Here is an 18,272-nt window from a genome sequence, read left to right as displayed (position 1 = left end):
CCACCCCCAGCAGCCAGCCCGGCATGCCGCGCGAGCTGGTGCTGCGTGTGATGCCGATGCCGGCCGATGCCAATGCCAACGGCGATATCTTCGGCGGCTGGATCATGGCCCAGGTCGACCTGGCCGGCTCGGTGCTGCCCAGCCGGGTCTCGCGCGGCCGGGTCGCGACGGTGGCGGTCAACGAGTTCATCTTCAAGCAGCCGGTCTCGGTCGGCGACCTGCTGAGCTTTTATGCCCAGGTCAAGCGCATCGGCCGCACCTCGATCACGGTCCATGTCGAGGTGGTGGCCGAGCGCAATCCGGCCAACCCGCAGGTGGTCAAGGTCACCGAGGCAAACCTGACCTATGTGGCGATCGACCGCGACGGCAAGCCCCGGGTGTTTGCCGAACAGGTTTGAAAACCCAGGTCCTGATACTCGGCGGCGGCGCCATCGGCAGCGCCATCGCCGCCCATCTGGGCGCCGAGCCGGGTTTCGAGATCCGCGTGCTGGAGCGCGACCCGAGCTATGCGCAGGCCTCCTCGGCCCTGTCCGCCGCGTCGATACGCCAGCAGTTCTCGACCCCGCTGAACATCGCGCTGTCGCAGTACGGCCTGCAAGTGCTGCGCGCCGCCGGCGCCGAGGCCGGCCTGGTCGAGCGCGGCTATCTCTATCTGGCCAGCCCGACCGGCGCCCATCACTTGCGCGAGCTGCATGCGCTGCAGACCGCCCATGGCGCCGACATCGCCCTGCTGTCCCCGGCCCAGCTGAGCGAGCGCTGGCCCTGGCTGGCCACGCAAGACCTGGCCCTGGGCTCCTGGGGCCGCAGCGGCGAGGGCTGGTTCGACGGCTGGGGCCTGCTGCAGACCTTGAAGCGCCAGGCCCAGGCCCTGGGCGTGCAGTATCTGGGCGGCGCGGCGCGGGCGCTGCGCCGCGACGCGCACGGCGCCATCGTGGGCGTCGAGACCGATACCGGCCAGCGGCTGCACGCCGATCTCTATGTGCTCGCTTGCGGCGCCTGGTCCGGCGCGCTGGCCGCCACGGCGGGCCTGGCCGTGCCGGTCAGCGGCAAGCGCCGCAGCGTCTACGCCTTCCGCACGCCCGAGCCGGCCGCCGGCTGCCCGCTGGTGATCGACCCCTCGGGGCTGTGGTTCCGACCCGAGGGGGAAGGCCAGTTCATCTGCGGCGGCCCGCCGCTGGGCGAGGACGCCGACGGCCTGCCGCTGGACCCCGAGCCCGGGCTCTTCGAAGAGCAACTCTGGCCGGCGCTGGCCGCACGCGTGCCCGGCTTCGAGAGCCTGCGCCCGCAGCGCGCCTGGGCCGGCTACTACGAGATGAATGCCTTCGACCACAACGGCCTGGTCGGCCCGCTCGACGCCTGCCCCAACCTGCTCTTGGCCTGCGGCTTCTCGGGCCACGGCCTGCAGCACGCGCCGGGTGTCGGCCGCGGCCTGGCCGAATGGATCGCGCACGGCGAGTACCGCAGCCTGGACCTGAGCCCGCTGACACCCAATCGCATCGCGGCGGGCCGCCCCTATCTGGAACTCAATGTGATTTGAGTGGCGCTCAGCCCAGCTTGAAGGGCAGCTGGCGCAGCGGCTTGCCCGTCAGGCGCGTGATCGCGTTGGCAAAGGCCGGGGCCAGCGGCGGCAGGCCCGGTTCGCCCATGCCGGTGGGCGGCTCGGCGCTGGGCACCACATGGACGGCGATCTGCGGCATGTCGGTGATGCGCGGCACCGCGAAGTCGCCGAAATTGCTCTGCTCGACCACGCCGTCCTTCAGCGTGATCGCCGCACCCGGCAGGCACATCGACAAGCCCATCAGCGCCGCGCCCTGCACCTGGGCCTCGATGCTGCGCGGGTTGACCGCCAGATTGCAGTGCACGCCGGCGGTGACCCGGTTCAGCACCGGCTGTCCGTCTTTCAGCGAGGCCTCCACCACATAGGCCACCACGGTGCTGAAGGACTCGTGCACCGCGACGCCCCAGGCGCGGCCGCTGGGTAACTGCTTCTTGCCATAGCCGCTCTTCTCGACCGCCAGCTGCAGCGCGGCGCGATGGCGCGGGTGCTTGTCGCCAATCAGGCGCAGGCGATAGGCGACCGGGTCCTGTTTCGTCGCGCGGGCGATCTCGTCGAGCAGCGTCTCCATCACATAGGCGGTGTGGGTCGAGCCCACGCTGCGCCACCACAGCACCGGCACGTTCACCTTGGGATGGTGCACCGTCAGCCGCATCGGCAGCGGATAGGGCGCGCGCAGACCCTCGGTGGCCGTGCCGTCGATGCCGTTCTTGACCATGAACTGGCCGAACACCGTGCCCGTGGTGATGGACTGGCCGACCAGCACATGGTCCCAGGCCAAGACATTGCCGCGCTCGTCGAAGCCGATGCGGGCGCGGTGCAGATGCATGGGCCGGTAGTAGCCGCCCTTGATGTCGTCCTCGCGGCTCCACAGCGTGCGGATCGGCGCGTCCAGCCCGGCGGCGCGGGCGGCCTTGGCAATCTGGCAGGCCTCGACCACATAGTCGCTGGAGCCGACGAAGCGCCGGCCGAAGCCGCCGCCGGCCATCTGCACCTGCATCGTCACCTGCTCGGGCTTCAGCCCAAGCACGCCGGCGGCCGCGGCGGCGTCCAGGCCCGGGCACTGCGTGCCGACCCACAGCTCGGCGCGGTCCTTGCCGAGGCTGACCGTGCAGTTCAGCGGCTCCATCGGCGCATGGGCCAGATAGGGGAAGACGAACTCGGCCTCGATCCGGCGCGGGGCACTGGACAGCGGCGCCATGTCGGCGTCGAAGGCCAGCGAGCCCGGCTTGCCGGCCAGTTCGCGGTACTGGGCCAGCAGCTTCTCGCTGTCGACCTTCTCGACGCTGCCGGTGTCCCAGTCCAGCTTCAGCGCCTCGCGGCCCTGCTTGGCCGGCCAGTAGCCCTCGGCCACCACGGCCACGCCCTCGCCGCCCAGGTCGCCCGGGATGCGCAGCACTGCCTTCACGCCCTTGATCGCGCGCGCCGCGCTGTCGTCCAGCGAGCGCAGCCGCGCGCCGAACACCGGCGGATGCGCGACCACGGCGGTCAGCTGGCCGGGCAGCCGGGTGTCGATGCCGAAATCCTGCCGGCCGCTGCTCTTGGCGCGGGCATCCAGCCGCGTCGTCGCACGGCCGATCAGGCGGAAGTCCTTGGGGTCCTTCAGCGTGACCTGCTCGGGCACCGGCAGCGCCATCGCGGCTTCGGCCAGCGCGCCATAACCCAGTTTTCGGCCATCGGCGGCGATCACCTGGCCGGCCTGGGTGCGCAGCGTGGCCACATCGACATTCCAGCGCGCGGCAGCGGCGCTCAGCAGCATGGCCCGCGCGCGGGCGCCCAGCTCGCGGTACTGCGTGTAGCTGTTCTTGATCGAGTTCGAGCCGCCGGTCATGTGCAGGCCGAACAGCGGGTCGAGGTAGGCCGGATCGCTGGAGCCGTTGCGGCTGCGTACCAGGCCCCAGTCGGCGTCCAGCTCCTCGGCGAGGATCATCGGCAGGCCGGTCTGCACGCCCTGGCCGAACTCCAGCCGGTTGATGGTCACGGTGACCTCGCCGTTGGGCGCGATCTGCACAAAGGCCGAGGGTTGCTGCGTCGGCTTCAGCCCCGCCGCGGCGGCGGCTTGCGCGCCGGCTAGCAGCGGGAAGGCGCCCAGCGCCAGGCCACCGGCGCCGGCGAGCTTCAGAAAGCTGCGGCGCGGCAGCGCGAGAGTGGATTCGTCGGCGGCATCGCGGTCCAGCAGGTCTTGCAGCGCGCGCGGCATTTCGGGCGTATGGGTCAGCATGGTGGCGCTCCTTCAGGCCAGGGTCTTGGCGGCATCGGCCACCGCGGCGCGGATGCGGGCATAGGTGCCGCAGCGGCAGATATTGCCGGCCATCGCGCCGTCGATCTCGGCGGCGGTGGGCTTCTTGCCTTTCGGCAGCGACTTCAGGAAGGCCGTCGCGCTCATGATCTGGCCGCTCTGGCAGTAGCCGCATTGCGCGACATCGTGCTTGACCCAGGCCGCGTGCACCGCCGCGCCGACCTTGTCGCTGCCATCGGTGGTGGCCTCGATGGTGCGGATCTTCTTGCCCTCGGCCGCCGAGATCGGTGTGACGCAGGAGCGGATCGCCTGGCCGTCCAGATGCACGGTGCAGGCGCCGCACAGCGCCGCGCCGCAGCCGAACTTGGTGCCGGTCATGCCCAGCGTGTCGCGCAGGGCCCAGAGGATGGGGGTGCCAGGGTCGGCGTCGACCGCGTGGTCACGGCCGTTGACGTTGAGGGTGCTCATGGTGCTCGGTTCTCCAGCTGGGGGCGGTGCCGGCAAGTGTGCCCCGCCCGGCCCGGCCAGCGCTTGCCCATTCCGACGCTTGTCTTGCCTATTCCAATGTTTCGTCACCGGATCTGCCAGCCCCACCCGCGCCAGCGCTACAGTGACCTCGCCTCTACCCCGCTGCTGTGCAGCACCCCGCCCATGACCATTGCCCGCCTGGCCCAGGAGATCGGCAAGATTGCCCGAAATGACGGCAGTCACCCGACCGCGGCGGCCTCACTGAGCGTCCACCGCCTCAGCGCCAAGAGCGATCCCCTGCCCTGCTTCTACGAGCTGGGCCTGGCCGTCATCGCGCAGGGCACGAAGCAGGTGACGCTCGGCGAGCAGGTGATGAGCCTCGGGCCGGGCCAGTCCTTGCTGACCACCGTGGATCTGCCGGTGCTCGCCCAGATCACCGGGGCCGACCCGGCCGAGCCCTTTCTGGGCCTGATGCTGAAGCTCGATGCCCGCCAGATCGTGCAACTGGCCGCGCAGATGGATCTGCCACCGCTGCCGCGCGATCAGGTGCCGGGCGCGATCTCGCTGAGCCCGCTGGAGCCGGCCCTGCTCGATGCGCTGATACGCCTGTTCCGCTTGTTTGGCGAGCCGCAGCTCTGCGCCAGCCTGGCGCCGCTGATTCAGCAGGAGATCCTGGTGCGACTGCTGAGCGGCCCGCACGGCCCCTATCTGCGACAGCTGGTGGCGGCGGGCTCGCCCAGCCACCAGATCGCGCAGGCCATGGCCTGGCTGAAACAGAACTTCGTCCACGATGTACTGATGGACGAGCTGGCCGAGCGTGTGCACATGAGCCCCTCGACCTTCCGGCTGCACTTTCGCAACCTCGCCGGCATGAGCCCGCTGCAGTACCAGAAGCAGCTGCGCCTGCAGGAGGCGCGGCTGCTGATGCTGAACCAGGCGCTGGACGCCGGTAGCACGGCGGCGCGCGTGGGCTACGAGAGCGCCTCGCAGTTCAGCCGCGACTACAGCCGCTTGTTCGGCGCGCCGCCGCAGCGCGACATCCAGCGCATGCGGCGCCTGCCGGCCGGCGGGGCCTAGCGGCGCGGCGGCTTCCCCCACTCCCTCACCAGCCGCTCCGCCAGCGCCTCGGCCCAGGCCGCATAGCCGGCCGGGTTGGGGTGGAAGCCGTCGCGCGCCATCAGGCGCACGGCGGCCTTGCCATGCAGATGCGCCGGCAGGGCCTGCATGCCGCGCCGGGGCTGGGTCAGCAGGTGGCGACCCAGCGCGCGGTTCATGCGCAGGGCCTGGGCCCCCATCAGCCAGCGCAGCGGCTGCGGCAACAGCGGAAAGCTGTGCATCGGCGGCACCGCGCTGTGCAGCGTGAAACGCGGCGCGGCGGCGCGCTGCTGCAAGAGGGCATCGATCTGGTCGAGCTGCTGCAGCCAGCGCCGAGGCGAGAGCTGGCCGACCACATCGTTGACGCCCAGCGCCGTCACCACCACATCGGCCGGGAAGATCTCGCTGACGCGCAGATGCTCGAGCGCATCGGCCGTCGTGTGCCCGCTGCGGGCCAGCACCTGCCAGCGCACCATGCCGCCCAGGCGCCGCGCCAGGGCCCGGCTCAGATGGCCGGCCAGCGCCTCGTCCTGGCTCGGCGCGCCGACACCGGCGGCGGACGAATCGCCGACGATCAGCAGGCGCAGCACCAGCGGGCCCTCGCCCGTCACGCCGGCCCGCTGGCCCTCGGCCTCGGGCAGGCGCAGGGCCTGGCGCCGCACGCGCGCGCCCTGCCACAGCAGCAGCGGCGCCAGCGCCAACCGCACGAACGGCGCAAGCTGCAACATGCCGAGGGCTTACTCGAACTTGCTGAAGTCCGGCTGGCGCTTCTGGAAGAAGGCCTGGAAGGCTTCCATCGCCTCGGGGCTGCGCAGGCGGGCGCCGAAGATCTCGGCTTCGGTCTTGATGGTCGCCAGCACGGCCTCGGCCTGCGGCGCACGCATCAGGCGCTTGCTCTCGCGCACCGCGCTGGGGGCCAGCTTGTTGAAGCGCTCGGCCACGCGGCGCGCATGGTTGACAACCTCGCCGGCCGGCAGCACCGCATTGGCGATGCCGCACTCGACCGCCTGCTCGCCGGTGAAGGGGTCGCCCAGCAGCAGCTTCTCGGCGGCGCGGCGGTTGCCCATCAGCTGCGGCACCAAGAGGCTGGAGGCGAACTCGGGCACCAGGCCCAGGCTGACGAAGGGCATGGCCAGGCGGGCGTCATCGGCAACAAAGACGAAATCGCAGTGCAAGAGCATGGTGGTGCCGATGCCGATGGCGCCGCCGGTCACGGCGGCGATCACCGGCTTGTCGCAGCCCAGCAGCGCGCGCATGAACTGGAACACCGGGGCGTCCTCGCCCGAGCGCGGGCGGGCCATGAAGTCCTCGAGGTCGTTGCCCGAGGTGAAGATGCCGGGCTGGCCATAGATCAGCACGGCGCGCACCTCGCCGGCCGTGGCGGCCGCGTTGATCGCATCGGCCATCTGCTGGTACATGTCCGAGGTCAGCGCGTTCTTCTTCTCGGGGCGGGCGATTTCGATGCTGGCCACGCCGTTGACGATGGCGGTCTTGATGGTCATGTCGGGGTCTCCTTGGAATGGATGTGATTGTCGGGGTTCGCGGCGGCCCGGGCCGTGGCGGTCAGCGCCTGCACCTGGGTCCAGTGGTTGGCCAGGTGCATCAGATGGGCGCGCTGGTAGGCAGCGCGGTCCAGCGGGCCATAGGCGAAATGTGGCTTGAACAGACCCTTGTGCGCGCTGAAGGCCTGCATCGCGTCCAGCAGGCGTTGCACCGCAATCTTCAGGCCTTGCTCGGGATCGAGCGCGGGCGCGCCGGGAATCGGCTCGGCGAGGTCGTGGTTCATCTGGCCGCGGGCGTCGAACACCGCGAAGGCGGTCCGGCCCAGCGTCTGCTGGAACAGTGCGCTCCTGGCTTCGGGGTAGCCCTGGATCGAGAACTCGATGCTTTGCGCCAGATGCTGCAGCAGCTGCGGCAGGCTCCAGCGCTCGTGCGCCAGATGGTGCTGGCGCAACATCAGCTCCAGCACCGACTCGCGGGCCTGCTGCCAGCTGCTGAAGCCGGGCGAGAGCTCGCCGGCGCAGCCGCTCAGCAGCAGCGGCGAGGCGGAAGCCAGCAGCAGATGGCGGCGCCTCATATCAGCCAGGCCGGCACCTGCGGCCACAGGCTGGCCTCGAAGTGCTTGCGGAAGAAACCGAAATGGCCGATGCGGCGCGCGCCGACGTCCTTCGGTGCGATGCGGCGCAGCTCGGGGCTGGCGCCGGCATAGAAGCCGTGCAGCGACTCGGTGTTGCGGCGGGACATGAACTCGTCGTCGGTGAAGGCCAGCGACAGCATCGGCGTGCGCAGCGCGGCGTAATGGGCGCGCAGCACCTCGCCACCCTCGCCCATCATGTAGCCGGGGTCCAGGCACCAGCGCCGCCACTGCGCCATCACGCCGCGCGGCAGATCGCCCACCTTGCGCAGCTTGCGGCCCGGGAAATAGCCGAACAGCGGCAGGGCCAGCGGCACGACCACGTACCAGAGCCACCAGACATAGCGCCTCAGGCCCGCCGAGTTCTCGCGCCAGTAGCCGCTGCCGCAGCCGACGGTGATGGCGCGGCTGACGCGCTCGCGGTTGGGCAGCAGGCCGAGGATCTGACCGCCCAGGCTGTGGCCCAGCCAGTGGACGGGTGTCGTCTCGCTGCCCAGGCGGCGCGACAGCTCGTCCAGCGCGGCGGCGGCATCGCGCTCGGCCCAGGTGCGGATGTCCGCATCCAGGCCCTTCAGCGAGCGCCGCATCTCGGCCGGCCGCGAAGCGCCCATGCCGCGATAGTCGAAGCTCAGCACCAGCCAGCCCTGGGCCGCCATCCAGTGGGCGAAGTCGGCGTAATAGCGCTGCTCCACGCCCATGGCCGGCGCGATCAGCAGGCCGGCCTTGGCCGTGGCCGCATCGCCATACAGATGGCCCTTCAGTTCAAAGCCGTCGCCGGCGCGGAAGCTGATCGTCATGCTGCGGAACTCCCCAGCGAAAGCGCGGCCGAGGCCGCGCTTGTCAGGAACGCTTACAGGCGTTCGATGATGCCGGCCGCACCCTGGCCGGCGCCGACGCACATGGTCACCATGCCGTACTTGGCGCCGGTGCGGCGCAGGCCGTGGATCACCGAGGCGGCGCGGATCGCACCGGTCGCGCCCAGCGGGTGGCCCAGCGCAATCGCGCCACCGTTCGGGTTGACCTTGGCGCGGTCCAGCACGATGCCCTTGCTGTCCAGATCGTTCAGCACGGCCAGCGACTGGGCGGCGAAGGCCTCGTTCAGCTCGATCCAGCCCAGGTCCTGGGCCGAGATGCCGGCCAGCTTCAGCGCGGCCGGGATGGCCTCGATCGGGCCGATGCCCATGATCTCGGGCGGCACGCCGCGCACCGCGAAGCTGACGAAACGGGCCAGCGGGGTCAGGCCGAAGCGCTTGACCGCGGCTTCAGAGGCGACGATCAGCGCGCCGGCGCCGTCCGAGGTCTGCGAGCTGTTGCCGGCGGTGACGCTGCCCTTGGCGGCGAACACCGGCTTGAGCTTGGCCAGGCCTTCGGGCGAGGTGTCCTTGCGCGGACCTTCGTCGGTGTCGACGATGCGGCGCTGATGGTTCACCGAACCATCGACCAGATTGGGCGAACGCTCGAGGATCTCGAAGGGCGTCATCTCGTCCTTGAAGTGGCCGGCCTCGATGGCGGCCAGCGCGCGGCGGTGCGATTCCAGCGCGAACTCGTCCTGGGCTTCGCGGCTGATCTTCCACTGCGCGGCCACCTTCTCGGCGGTCAGGCCCATGCCATAGGCCAGGCCGATGTTCTCGTCGCGCTCGAAGATCGCGGGCGGCAGGCTGGGCTTGTTGCCGCCCATGGGCACCATGCTCATCGATTCGACGCCGCCGGCGATCATCACCTCCGACTCGCCGATGCGGATGCGGTCGGCCGCCATCGCCAGCGCGGTGATGCCCGAGGCGCAGTAGCGATTCACCGTCACGCCGCCAACCGTGTTGGGCAGGCCGCTCAGCACGGCCGCGACGCGGGCGATATTCATGCCCTGCTCGCCCTCGGGGAAGGAGCAGCCGATGATGGCGTCCTCAATCACCTTGGGGTCAAGACCCGGCACCTGGGCCAAGGCGGCCTGGATGGCGCGGCTCAGCATCTCGTCCGGACGGGTGTTCTTGTAGTAACCCCGGCCCGACTTGCCGATGGGCAGGCGGGTGGCGGCGCAGATATAGGCTTCTTGAACTTGCTTGCTCATGATCGGTAATCCTTAGTTGCGCACGGGCTTGCCGGTCTGCAGCATGCCCATGATGCGTTCCTGGGTCTTGGGGTGCTCTAGCAAGCTGCAGAAGTGCTTGCGCTCCAGCGACATCAGGTATTCCTCGTCGACCAGCGAACCGGCTTCCACCTCGCCGCCGCAGACCACATCGGCGATCAGGGCCGCCAGGTGGTAGTCATGGGCGCTGATGAAGCCGCCATCGCGCATATTGGCCAGCTGGCCCTTGATGGTGGCGATGCCCGAGCGGCCGGCCACCGGGAACAGTGCCTTCAGCGGCGGACGGTAGCCCGACTCGAACATGGACCTGGCCTGGCTGGAGGCGACGTGCAGCAGCTCGTCCTTGTTCGGCACGACGATATCGCTGTCCAGCAGGAAGCCGTTCTTCTTCGCTTCCAGCGCCGAGGTCGCGACCTTGGCAGTGGCGGCGGTCGTGAAACCGTCCTTCAGGAAGGCGAAGATGTCGGCGTCTGCATTGCCGGCCTTGGCCATCTCGGCCGCACGGCGGGCAATATAGGTCAGACCGCCGCCGCCGGGGATCAGGCCCACGCCGACTTCGACCAGGCCGACATAGCTCTCCATGTGCGCGACACGGCGCGCGCAATGCACAGCCAGTTCGGCGCCACCGCCCAGGGCCAGGCCGCGCATCGCGGCGACCACCGGCACATTGGCGTAGCGGATGCGCAGCATCATGTCCTGCAGCTTCTTCTCTTCCGGCGCGATGCCCTTGGCACCCGACTTCATGAAGACGGGCATCAGCGCTTCGAGGTTGGCGCCGGCCGAGAACACATCGTCCGGGCTCCAGATCACCAGGCCCTTGTACTTCGCCTCGGCGATCTCGACGGCCTTCAAGAGGCCCTCGGTCACAGTCGGGCTGATCAGGTGCAGCTTGGCGGTGATCGAGGCGACCAACACCTCGCCGTCCAGGCTCCAGACGCGGATCTCTTCGTTCTTGAACTCCTCCGTGCCGGCCTTCAGGGGCTCGGCCGCGCCCTCGCCCACCAGGGACTCGGGGAAGGCCTGACGCTGATAGACCGGCAGCTTGGCGCGCGGCTTGAACTTGCCTTCTGCGGCGCTCCACGAGCCTTGCGTGCTGTGCACGCCACCGTTTTCTGCCACCGGGCCCTCGCTGACCCAGGCGGGCAGCGGAGCGCTGGACAGGGTCTTGCCCTCGGCGATGTCGGCGGAGATCCACTCGGCGACTTGCTTCCAGCCGGCGGCCTGCCACAGCTCGAACGGGCCCTGGCTGCTGCCGAAGCCCCAGCGCATCGCGAAGTCGATTTCGCGCGCGGTATCGGCGACGGTGTTCAGGTGCACGGCGGCATAGTGGAAGCTGTCGCGCAGGATGGACCACAGGAACTGCGCCTGCGGGTTGCTCGACTCGCGCAGCAGCTTGATGCGGTCGGCGGCGGGCTTCTTCAGCATGCGGGCGACGATGTCGTCGGCCTTCTTGCCACCGGCGACGTATTCACCGCTCGCGAAATCCAGGCGCTGGATGTCCTTGCCGACCTTTTTGTAGAAGCCGGCGCCGGTCTTCTGGCCCAGCGCGCCCTTCTCGATCAGCGCAGCCAGCACCTTGGGCGTGGCATAGGTCGAGTAGAAGGGATCGTCCTTCAGGTTGTCCTGCATGGTCTTGACGACATGTGCCATGGTGTCCAGGCCCACGACGTCGGCGGTGCGGAAGGTGCCGCTGGAGGCGCGACCCAGCTTCTTGCCTGTCAGATCGTCGACCACGTCGACCGACAGGCCGAACTTCTCGGCCTCGATCATCGTGGCCATCATGCCGGCGATGCCGACGCGGTTGGCGACGAAGTTGGGCGTGTCATTGGCGCGCACCACGCCCTTGCCGACGGCGGTCGTGACGAAGCTCTCCAACTGGTCGATGACTTCCGGACGGGTGGTCGGCGTGTTGATCAGCTCGACCAGGTACATATAGCGCGGCGGGTTGAAGAAATGGATGCCGCAGAAGCGCGGCTTGATCTCTTCGGGCAGCACTTCGCTGAGCTTGGTGATCGACAGGCCCGAGGTGTTGGACGCGACGATCGCGTGCGGGGCGATGAAGGGGGCGATCTTGGTGTAGAGATCGAGCTTCCAGTCCATGCGTTCGGCGATGGCCTCGATGATCAGGTCGCAATCCTTCAGCAGCTCCAGATGCTCCTCGTAGTTGGCCCGCTGGATCAGCGCGGCGTTCTCCGGCACGGCCAGCGGCGCGGGCTTGAGCTTCTTCAGGCCCTCGACGGCCTTGCTGACGATGCCGTTCTTGGCACCTTCCTTGGCCGGCAGGTCGAACAGCACCACCGGCACCTTGACGTTGACCAGGTGCGCAGCGATCTGCGCGCCCATCACGCCAGCGCCGAGCACGGCGACTTTGCGAACTTGGAATCGACTCATGGTTTGCATTCCTTCAGAAAAATGGGCGTCGAGGGCGCTGCGGCTCACTCGACGCGAATCCAGGTCTGGGTACGGCCCAGCATGGGCATGCCGACATAGCCGCGCACTTCCAGCTTCTTGCCGCCCTCGATGGGCTTGATGCGGACCTTGTAGATCTTGCCGTCATTGGGATCGAGGATCTCGCCGCCGTCCCACAGCTCGGCATCGTCGGCGTTCTTCTTGACGTTGCGAACAATGGTCAGGCCGATCAGGGGCTGGTCCTTGCGGTCGTCGGCGCATTTGTCGCACTTGGACTCCTGCTTGGCGGGATCGACGATCTTCTCGATCTTGGCGCTGAAGACACCGGCGCTCTCGCTGATGCGCACCAGCGATTTCTCCTGCTTGGTCTTGTCATCGATGGTCTTCCACAGCCCGCTGGGCGTGGCTTGGGCCAGGGCGATGCCCGAGAGCAGGCTCAGGGTGGTGGCAGCAACAAGCGATTTCATGGTGTCTCCTTTATGGCGTTATTGAAATCAAGAACCTCAGAACAGCGCTTCGTCCATCTCCATCAGCGGGTTCAGGCCGGCGCGCGCGGTGCGGATCAGCGAGGCGGTCTCGGGCAGCAGCTTCGCAAAATAGAAGCGCGCCGTCGAGAGCTTGGCGGTGTAGAACGGGTCGCCCGAGTCCTTTTTCTCCAGCGCGATCTTGGCCATGCGGGCGAAGAAGTAGGCAAAGGTCAGATGACCCACGACGCGCAGATAGTCGACCGCAGCGGCACCCACCTCGTCGGGGTTGCCGAAGGCCTTCATGCCGATCTCGGTGGTCAGCTTGGTGACCTTGTCGCCGATATCGGCCAGCGGGTTGATGAACTCCTGCATCGCCTCGTTCGTGCCCTCTTCCTCGACGAAAGTGGCGATCTTCTTGCCGAACTTCTTCAAGGTGGCGCCGTTGTTGGACAGGATCTTGCGGCCCAGCAGGTCCAACGACTGGATCGTGTTGGTGCCTTCGTAAATCATGTTGATGCGGGCGTCGCGGACGAACTGCTCCATGCCCCACTCGTGGATGAAGCCATGGCCGCCGAAGACCTGCAGGCAGTGCGAGGTGGCGATCCAGCCGTTGTCGGTGATGAAGGCCTTGATGATGGGGGTCAGCAGCGCGACCTCGGCCTCGCATTCCTTGCGCTCGTCCTCGTCGTCCGAGCTCAGCGCCTTGTCCAGCTGCAGGCCCACATAGGTGTTCAGCGCGCGGCCGCCTTCGGCATAGGCGCGCGCGGTCAGCAGCATCTTGCGCACATCGGGGTGCACGATGATGGGGTCGGCCGGCTTGTCCAGGGCCTTGGGGCCGCTCAGGGCGCGCATCTGGATGCGGTCCTTGGCGTAGGCCACGGCGTTCTGGTAGGCCACCTCGGTCAGGCCCAGCGACTGGTTGCCCACGCCCAGGCGGGCGGCGTTCATCATCACGAACATCGCGGCCAGGCCCTTGTTGGGCTGACCGACCAGGGTGCCGACGGCACCGTCCAGCACGATCTGTGCGGTGGCATTGCCGTGGATGCCCATCTTGTGCTCCAGGCCGCCGCAGTAGACCGGGTTGCGCTCGCCCAGGCTGCCATCGGCATTCACCTTGAACTTGGGCACCACGAACAGCGAGATGCCCTTGGAGCCCTCGGGCGCCTCCGGCAGGCGGGCCAGCACCAGGTGGATGATGTTGTCGGCCATATCGTGCTCGCCAGCCGAGATGAAGATCTTCTGGCCGGTGATCTTGTATTGGCCGTCGGCCTGCCCTTCATTGACAGGAATGGCCTTGGTGCGCAGCAGGCCCAGATCGGTGCCGCAATGCGGCTCGGTCAGGCACATGGTGCCGGTCCACTCGCCGCTGGTCAGCTTGGGCAGGTAGGTGGACTTCTGCTCGGGCGTGCCATGGGCATGCAGGGCCTCGTAGGCGCCGTGGCTCAGGCCCGGGTACATGGTCCAGGCCTGGTTGGCCCCGTTCAGCATCTCGTAGAAGCCCTGGTTCACGATCACCGGCAGGCCCTGGCCGCCGTACTCGGGGTCGCAGCCCAGCGCCGGCCAGCCGCCCTCGACATACTGCTTGTAGGCCTGCTTGAAGCCCTTGGGCGTCGTCACCTCGTGCGTGCTCTTGTCCAGGCTGCACCCCTCGGCATCGCCCGACAGGTTCAGCGGCGCGATCACCTCCGCCGCGAACTTGCCACCCTCTTCCAGCACCGCATTGATGGTGTCGGCATCGATGTCGGCATGGGCCGGCAGCATCTTGAGCTCGTCGACCACGTTCAGCAGCTCGTGCATCACGAACTTCATGTCACGCAGCGGTGGGTTGTACTGGGGCATGTCTAACTCCTCGGTTTCGATTCAATTCAGAACGGGTTCAGGTCTGGGGCCGCTTGCCGGTCTTCTTGGCGGCGGCCGCCGCGGATTTGCCGCCCGCGGCCTGCAGGCCTTCGGGCGTGGCATAGAAATTCACGATGCGCTCGAAGCCCGCGCCGGCACGCTCCAGCGCGCCGGGCCGGCGCAGAAAGCGCGCATCGTGGTGCAGGGACAGGATCAGCCCGTGCAGTTCAAACAAGATCTGTTCCACATCGGCGTCCGCGCGCAGATGGCCGGCCTGCAGCGCCAGCACGATGGCCTTGTGCAGCGCGGCGTGCCAGGCCTTGACCATGCTGACCAGGGCGTCGCGCACGGGGCCGGGCCGGTCATCGAACTCGACCGCGCCGCTGATGTAGATGCAGCCCGAGTCGATTTCCACCGAGACCCGGCGCACCCAGTGCTCGTAGAGCGCGCGCAGCCGCGGCAGACCGCGCGGCTCGCGGATCGCGGTGAAGAACACCTCTTCCTCGAACTTGGCGTGATATTCCATCACCACCGCGATCTGCAACTCCTCGCGCGAGCCGAAATGGGCGAACACGCCGGACTTGCTCATCTTCGTGACGTCGGCGAGCGCGCCGATCGACAAGCCCTCCAGCCCCATATGCGAGGCCAGGCCCAGGGCCGCCTCCAGGATGGCGGCGCGGGTCTGCTGGCCTTTTTGCAGGGAGCGCACGCCGCGGCGAGGCATCTCGTCGCCGTCGGTGGGCTTGGGGCTGGGCAGGGCGGACACGGTGCGTGGGGACTCTGTGGAATTCGCTGGAAAGCCGAATAATAAAACGAACGGTCGTTCTATTTTGCAGAAATCGACAGAAGGCCGTGCAAGTATTCGTGGCGATTTCTAGAGCCGCCCGCCTAGAAGTTCACGCCAGCCCGCCAGTCTGGGTCGCGCAGATGTCAGGCCGTTGACGCTGTGGCCGCCGGCGCACAGCGCCTGTCTGCGGGGCTTCCGCACTTGAGTCAGTACGCACTCTTGCAGTACGCTGCGGCCAGGAGGTCAATGCTGTGGATGTTCTTCAACTGGATGTCTCCGGCCGGCCGCAAGCCTGGATCACGACCAAGGAGGCCGCCGTGATCTATGCCAGCGACGGCGTGGCCTGGACTCTGGGCAACCCCTGTCATGTGATGCGCGGAGGCCTGCAGCGCCGCACCGGCCTGCAGTCGCGCATCGAGGTCCACCCCATCATCGCGGTGCGCGGGGCCGTGCCCAGCCGCGCCTGGCGCTCGGCGCCGGCGCTGTCCAATCCCAAGCTCTTCGTGCGCGACCGCTATGTCTGCGCCTACTGCGGCCACAGCCACCACGCCGACGACCTGACCCGCGAACACATCATCCCGACCTCGCGCGGCGGCCGCGACAGCTGGATGAACTGCATCACCGCCTGCCGCGGCTGCAATGGCCGCAAGGGCAGCCGCCTGCCCGAGGAGGCCAATATGAGCCTGCTCTACCTGCCCTATGTGCCCAGCCTGCACGAGGACATGATTCTGCGCGGCCGCCGCATCCTGGCCGACCAGATGGAGTTCCTGCTGGCCAGCGTGCCGCGCTCCAGCCGGCTGCATGCCTGAGTAAAGACTTGTTGCATCGCCGATGCCCGCCGGTCAACCGCTTCACAATACGGACCGTTGGGCTCAGATCTGCCCCGAGGAGACCGTGATGAAGAAGTTGTTGATTGCCGCCGCCGTGGTGACCCTGGCCGCCTGTTCGACCACCAGCCCCGATGTGGTGCAACGCGGCGACGCCCAGCGCATGTCCCAGGTCCAGGACGGCACCGTGCTGTCGGTGCGCCCGGTCACGGTCGACGGCTCGCAAAGCGGTGTCGGCGGCGTCGCCGGTGGCGTGGTCGGCGCGATTGCCGGTTCCAATGTCGGCGGCCGGCGCGAGGGCCAGATCGTCGGCGTGCTCGGCGCGGTGGCCGGTGCGGCACTGGGCAATGCGATCGAACGCAATGTCACCAAGGAAGAGGCGGTCGAGATCCTGGTCCAGCTGCGCAACGGCGAGCGCCGCGCCATCGTCCAGGCCAAGGGCAATGAAACCCTGAACCCCGGTGAAGCGGTGATCCTGGTCACCACCGGTGGCAAGACCCGGGTGACCCGCGCCCCGGTGATCAGCGGGGCCGCCAGGAGCTGAGCCCTGCCGTTCTTGGCAGCGCTTGGCTGCGCTCGTTTCATCCAGCTTGGGTTTTTGCAGGGCCGCTGACGGCCAGGCGCAACGTATGCTTGGCGCTCCTATCGACACAGGAGAATGAAACGATGCCCGCAACCCTGACATCCGCTTTGAGCCTGGCCGGCCGCGTGCTGCTGGCCCTGATCTTTGTGCTGGCCGGTCCCGGCAAGCTGGCCAACCCGGCCGGCACCGCCGCTTACATGGCCAGCTCCGGCCTGCCCGCCAATCATCTGCTGGCCCTGGCCGTCGGCGCTTTCGAGCTGCTGGCCGGCCTGGCCCTGATCATCGGCTTCCAGACGCGCTGGGCCGCGCTGGCGCTGGCCGGCTTCACGCTGGTGGCCAGCTTCCTATTCCATGCCTTCTGGGCCCTGCCCGCCGAGCAGCAGATGATGCAGCAGCTGCTGTTCATGAAGAACATCGCGCTGGCCGGCGGCCTGCTGGTGCTGGCCGCGCATGGCGCGGGCGCGCTGAGCCTGGACGCGCGCCGCCGGCACTGACGAGTCCGCGCGCCCTCAGTGGGTGCGGCGCTCGCGCCGACCGGCGAACACCAGGGCCACAGCCAGCACGCCGGCGGCGCCCAGGCCCATGACCCAGGCGGAGCCCAGCCGCTCGACCGCCAGCCCGGCAACGCCGACCCCGGCCGACTGGCCGAGGAAGAAGCAGGAGGCAAAGGCCGACACCGCAGCACCGCGCTGCGCCGGCGCCATCTGCGTGGCATTGAGCTGCAAGGTGTTGTGAAGCATGTAAAAGCCCAGGCCCGCCAGCAGGCAGGCCGGCGCCGCCACCCACCAGGCCGGCGTCAGCGCCAGACTCAGCAAGGCGATGAACAGCAGGCCCCCGCCCCAGCGCGCCAGCCCCACCTCGCCCAGGCCCTTGACCAGCCGCGCCGAACCCAGCGCGAACACAAAGCCGCCCAGGCCGAACAGCATCACCAAGGAACCGGCCAGCGACAGCGACAGCCCGAAATGCCCGTGCAGATGCGAGGCGATGAAGGCGAAGGGGCCGTAGAGGAACAGTCCCTCCAGAAACACCGTCAGCAGGATCACGCGCGCCCAGGGCAGACCGAGGATGTGCGAGAAGTCGTCGACCATGCGGCGCAGCTGCGAGCCCTCGGCCGGCCGCATCTGACGGGCATGTGCCGGCAGCTGGCGGTTGACACGCCACAGCGCCGCGCTGATCAGCACGAACAGGCCGGCCAGCATGAAGAAAGGCGTGCGCCAGCTCAGATGGTCGGCCGCGAAGCCGCCCAGCCAGACGCCCGCCGAGAGCCCGACGATCTGGCCGATCAGAAAGCGCGCCAGCACCGGCTGGCGCTGCTCATAGGCCACCACATCGCCGATCCAGGCCATGGACAGCGGGATGATGGCCGCCGCCGTGGCCCCGGCCAGCACCCGCGCCAGCAACAGTCCCCCGAAGCCACCAGCCAGCGCACACAGCAGCGAGGTGGCGCCGCAGGCCAGCGTGGCCCAGGCGATCACCCGGTACTTGCCATAGCGGTCGCCCAGCGGCCCGAACACCAGCTGGGACAGGCCATAGGCGATCGAGAACAGGCTGATCACCTGCGCGGCCTGGCCCAGGCCGATCGCGAACTCCTGCGCGAGTCGCGGCAGCAAGGCATCGTTGACGCGCAGGGCCACGCCGCTGCCGAAGGCGGCCAGCGACAGGCAGGCGATGGCACGGCGTGGCAGGGTCGGGGTCATGCAAGCAGCTCGGAGTCAGGTGGGCGCTGGATGCTAGCGGGCGAGAGCCCGCCCCTGCAGCCCGGGGTCTTGGTGCGCTGTGCGCCCGT

Annotated in this window: 18 protein-coding genes; 6 read left to right on the top strand and 12 right to left on the bottom strand. The window is 68.6% G+C overall.

What is annotated here, in order from left to right; genetic code table 11:
• The first annotated feature begins 23 nt into the window (after window positions 1-23).
• Both ABGI63_RS08515 and ABGI63_RS08510 read left to right on the top strand, forming a co-directional pair.
• Window positions 24-398 (top strand): acyl-CoA thioesterase, encoded by a 375-nt coding sequence (locus tag ABGI63_RS08515; RefSeq protein ID WP_137941296.1) that lies wholly within the window; start codon window positions 24-26, stop codon window positions 396-398.
• On the top strand, window positions 395-1,537 hold the full coding sequence (locus ABGI63_RS08510) for an NAD(P)/FAD-dependent oxidoreductase (RefSeq protein WP_349742030.1): 1,143 nt from the start codon (window positions 395-397) through the stop codon (window positions 1,535-1,537). The genes ABGI63_RS08515 and ABGI63_RS08510 overlap by 4 nt, the downstream gene beginning before the upstream one ends.
• 7 nt (window positions 1,538-1,544) lie before the next feature.
• Here ABGI63_RS08510 and ABGI63_RS08505 read toward each other — a convergent pair whose 3' ends face one another.
• Both ABGI63_RS08505 and ABGI63_RS08500 read right to left on the bottom strand, forming a co-directional pair.
• Window positions 1,545-3,776 (bottom strand): xanthine dehydrogenase family protein molybdopterin-binding subunit, encoded by a 2,232-nt coding sequence (locus ABGI63_RS08505; RefSeq protein WP_349742029.1) that lies wholly within the window; start codon window positions 3,774-3,776, stop codon window positions 1,545-1,547.
• A 12-nt stretch (window positions 3,777-3,788) separates the two neighbouring features.
• The gene (locus ABGI63_RS08500; protein ID WP_349742028.1) at window positions 3,789-4,262 is read right to left on the bottom strand and encodes a (2Fe-2S)-binding protein; all 474 of its coding nucleotides are present in this window, start codon (window positions 4,260-4,262) and stop codon (window positions 3,789-3,791) included.
• 183 nt (window positions 4,263-4,445) lie between these two features.
• On the opposite strand from ABGI63_RS08500, the gene ABGI63_RS08495 reads away from it, so the two are divergent.
• Entirely contained in the window at window positions 4,446-5,339 is an 894-nt protein-coding gene (locus ABGI63_RS08495) for an AraC family transcriptional regulator (protein WP_349742027.1), read from the top strand.
• On the opposite strand, the gene ABGI63_RS08490 is transcribed toward ABGI63_RS08495, so the two are convergent.
• The 9 genes from ABGI63_RS08490 to ABGI63_RS08450 are packed head-to-tail and all read right to left on the bottom strand — an operon-like array spanning window position 5,336 to window position 15,013.
• The gene (locus tag ABGI63_RS08490) at window positions 5,336-6,085 is read right to left on the bottom strand and encodes an SGNH/GDSL hydrolase family protein (protein ID WP_349742026.1); all 750 of its coding nucleotides are present in this window, start codon (window positions 6,083-6,085) and stop codon (window positions 5,336-5,338) included. The two genes, ABGI63_RS08495 and ABGI63_RS08490, sit on opposite strands and share 4 nt — an antisense overlap.
• Before the next feature lie 9 nt (window positions 6,086-6,094).
• Entirely contained in the window at window positions 6,095-6,859 is a 765-nt protein-coding gene (locus tag ABGI63_RS08485) for an enoyl-CoA hydratase (RefSeq protein ID WP_137941204.1), read from the bottom strand.
• Window positions 6,856-7,434 carry a DUF1569 domain-containing protein gene (locus ABGI63_RS08480; RefSeq protein ID WP_349742025.1) on the bottom strand — a complete coding sequence of 193 codons (579 nt, stop codon included), beginning with the start codon at window positions 7,432-7,434 and terminating at the stop codon, window positions 6,856-6,858. The genes ABGI63_RS08485 and ABGI63_RS08480 overlap by 4 nt, the downstream gene beginning before the upstream one ends.
• The gene (locus ABGI63_RS08475) at window positions 7,431-8,288 is read right to left on the bottom strand and encodes an alpha/beta hydrolase family protein (RefSeq protein WP_349742024.1); all 858 of its coding nucleotides are present in this window, start codon (window positions 8,286-8,288) and stop codon (window positions 7,431-7,433) included. Before ABGI63_RS08475 ends, ABGI63_RS08480 begins: the two co-directional genes overlap by 4 nt.
• 53 nt (window positions 8,289-8,341) lie before the next feature.
• Window positions 8,342-9,556, bottom strand: a complete 1,215-nt coding sequence (locus tag ABGI63_RS08470) for an acetyl-CoA C-acyltransferase (protein WP_349742023.1) — start codon at window positions 9,554-9,556, stop codon at window positions 8,342-8,344.
• Window positions 9,557-9,568: 12 nt separating this feature from the next.
• Window positions 9,569-11,965 (bottom strand): 3-hydroxyacyl-CoA dehydrogenase/enoyl-CoA hydratase family protein, encoded by a 2,397-nt coding sequence (locus ABGI63_RS08465; protein WP_349742022.1) that lies wholly within the window; start codon window positions 11,963-11,965, stop codon window positions 9,569-9,571.
• Between the two features lie 44 nt (window positions 11,966-12,009).
• On the bottom strand, window positions 12,010-12,450 hold the full coding sequence (locus ABGI63_RS08460) for a DUF2147 domain-containing protein (RefSeq protein ID WP_349742021.1): 441 nt from the start codon (window positions 12,448-12,450) through the stop codon (window positions 12,010-12,012).
• Between the two features lie 36 nt (window positions 12,451-12,486).
• Window positions 12,487-14,289 carry an acyl-CoA dehydrogenase C-terminal domain-containing protein gene (locus ABGI63_RS08455; RefSeq protein WP_349742020.1) on the bottom strand — a complete coding sequence of 601 codons (1,803 nt, stop codon included), beginning with the start codon at window positions 14,287-14,289 and terminating at the stop codon, window positions 12,487-12,489.
• A 37-nt stretch (window positions 14,290-14,326) separates the two neighbouring features.
• Window positions 14,327-15,013, bottom strand: a complete 687-nt coding sequence (locus tag ABGI63_RS08450; RefSeq protein ID WP_349742389.1) for a TetR/AcrR family transcriptional regulator — start codon at window positions 15,011-15,013, stop codon at window positions 14,327-14,329.
• A gap of 314 nt (window positions 15,014-15,327) precedes the next feature.
• Here ABGI63_RS08450 and ABGI63_RS08445 point away from each other — a divergent pair, with 314 nt between their 5' ends.
• The 3 genes from ABGI63_RS08445 (at window position 15,328) to ABGI63_RS08435 (ending at window position 16,980) form a co-directional block, all read left to right on the top strand.
• Window positions 15,328-15,885 carry an HNH endonuclease gene (locus ABGI63_RS08445; protein ID WP_137941211.1) on the top strand — a complete coding sequence of 186 codons (558 nt, stop codon included), beginning with the start codon at window positions 15,328-15,330 and terminating at the stop codon, window positions 15,883-15,885.
• A gap of 88 nt (window positions 15,886-15,973) precedes the next feature.
• Window positions 15,974-16,447: an outer membrane lipoprotein gene (locus ABGI63_RS08440; RefSeq protein WP_349742019.1), complete on the top strand. Its 474-nt coding sequence runs from the start codon at window positions 15,974-15,976 to the stop codon at window positions 16,445-16,447.
• A gap of 122 nt (window positions 16,448-16,569) precedes the next feature.
• Entirely contained in the window at window positions 16,570-16,980 is a 411-nt protein-coding gene (locus ABGI63_RS08435) for a DoxX family protein (RefSeq protein WP_349742018.1), read from the top strand.
• 15 nt (window positions 16,981-16,995) lie between these two features.
• Here the strand turns inward: ABGI63_RS08435 and ABGI63_RS08430 are convergent, their stop codons facing one another.
• On the bottom strand, window positions 16,996-18,183 hold the full coding sequence (locus ABGI63_RS08430; RefSeq protein ID WP_349742017.1) for an MFS transporter: 1,188 nt from the start codon (window positions 18,181-18,183) through the stop codon (window positions 16,996-16,998).
• Between the last annotated feature and the right edge of the window lie 89 nt (window positions 18,184-18,272).

Source organism: Roseateles cavernae (assembly GCF_040187885.1).
Lineage (GTDB): Bacteria > Pseudomonadota > Gammaproteobacteria > Burkholderiales > Burkholderiaceae_C > Roseateles_E > Roseateles_E cavernae.
This window is presented reverse-complemented; position numbering and strand designations above follow the sequence as displayed.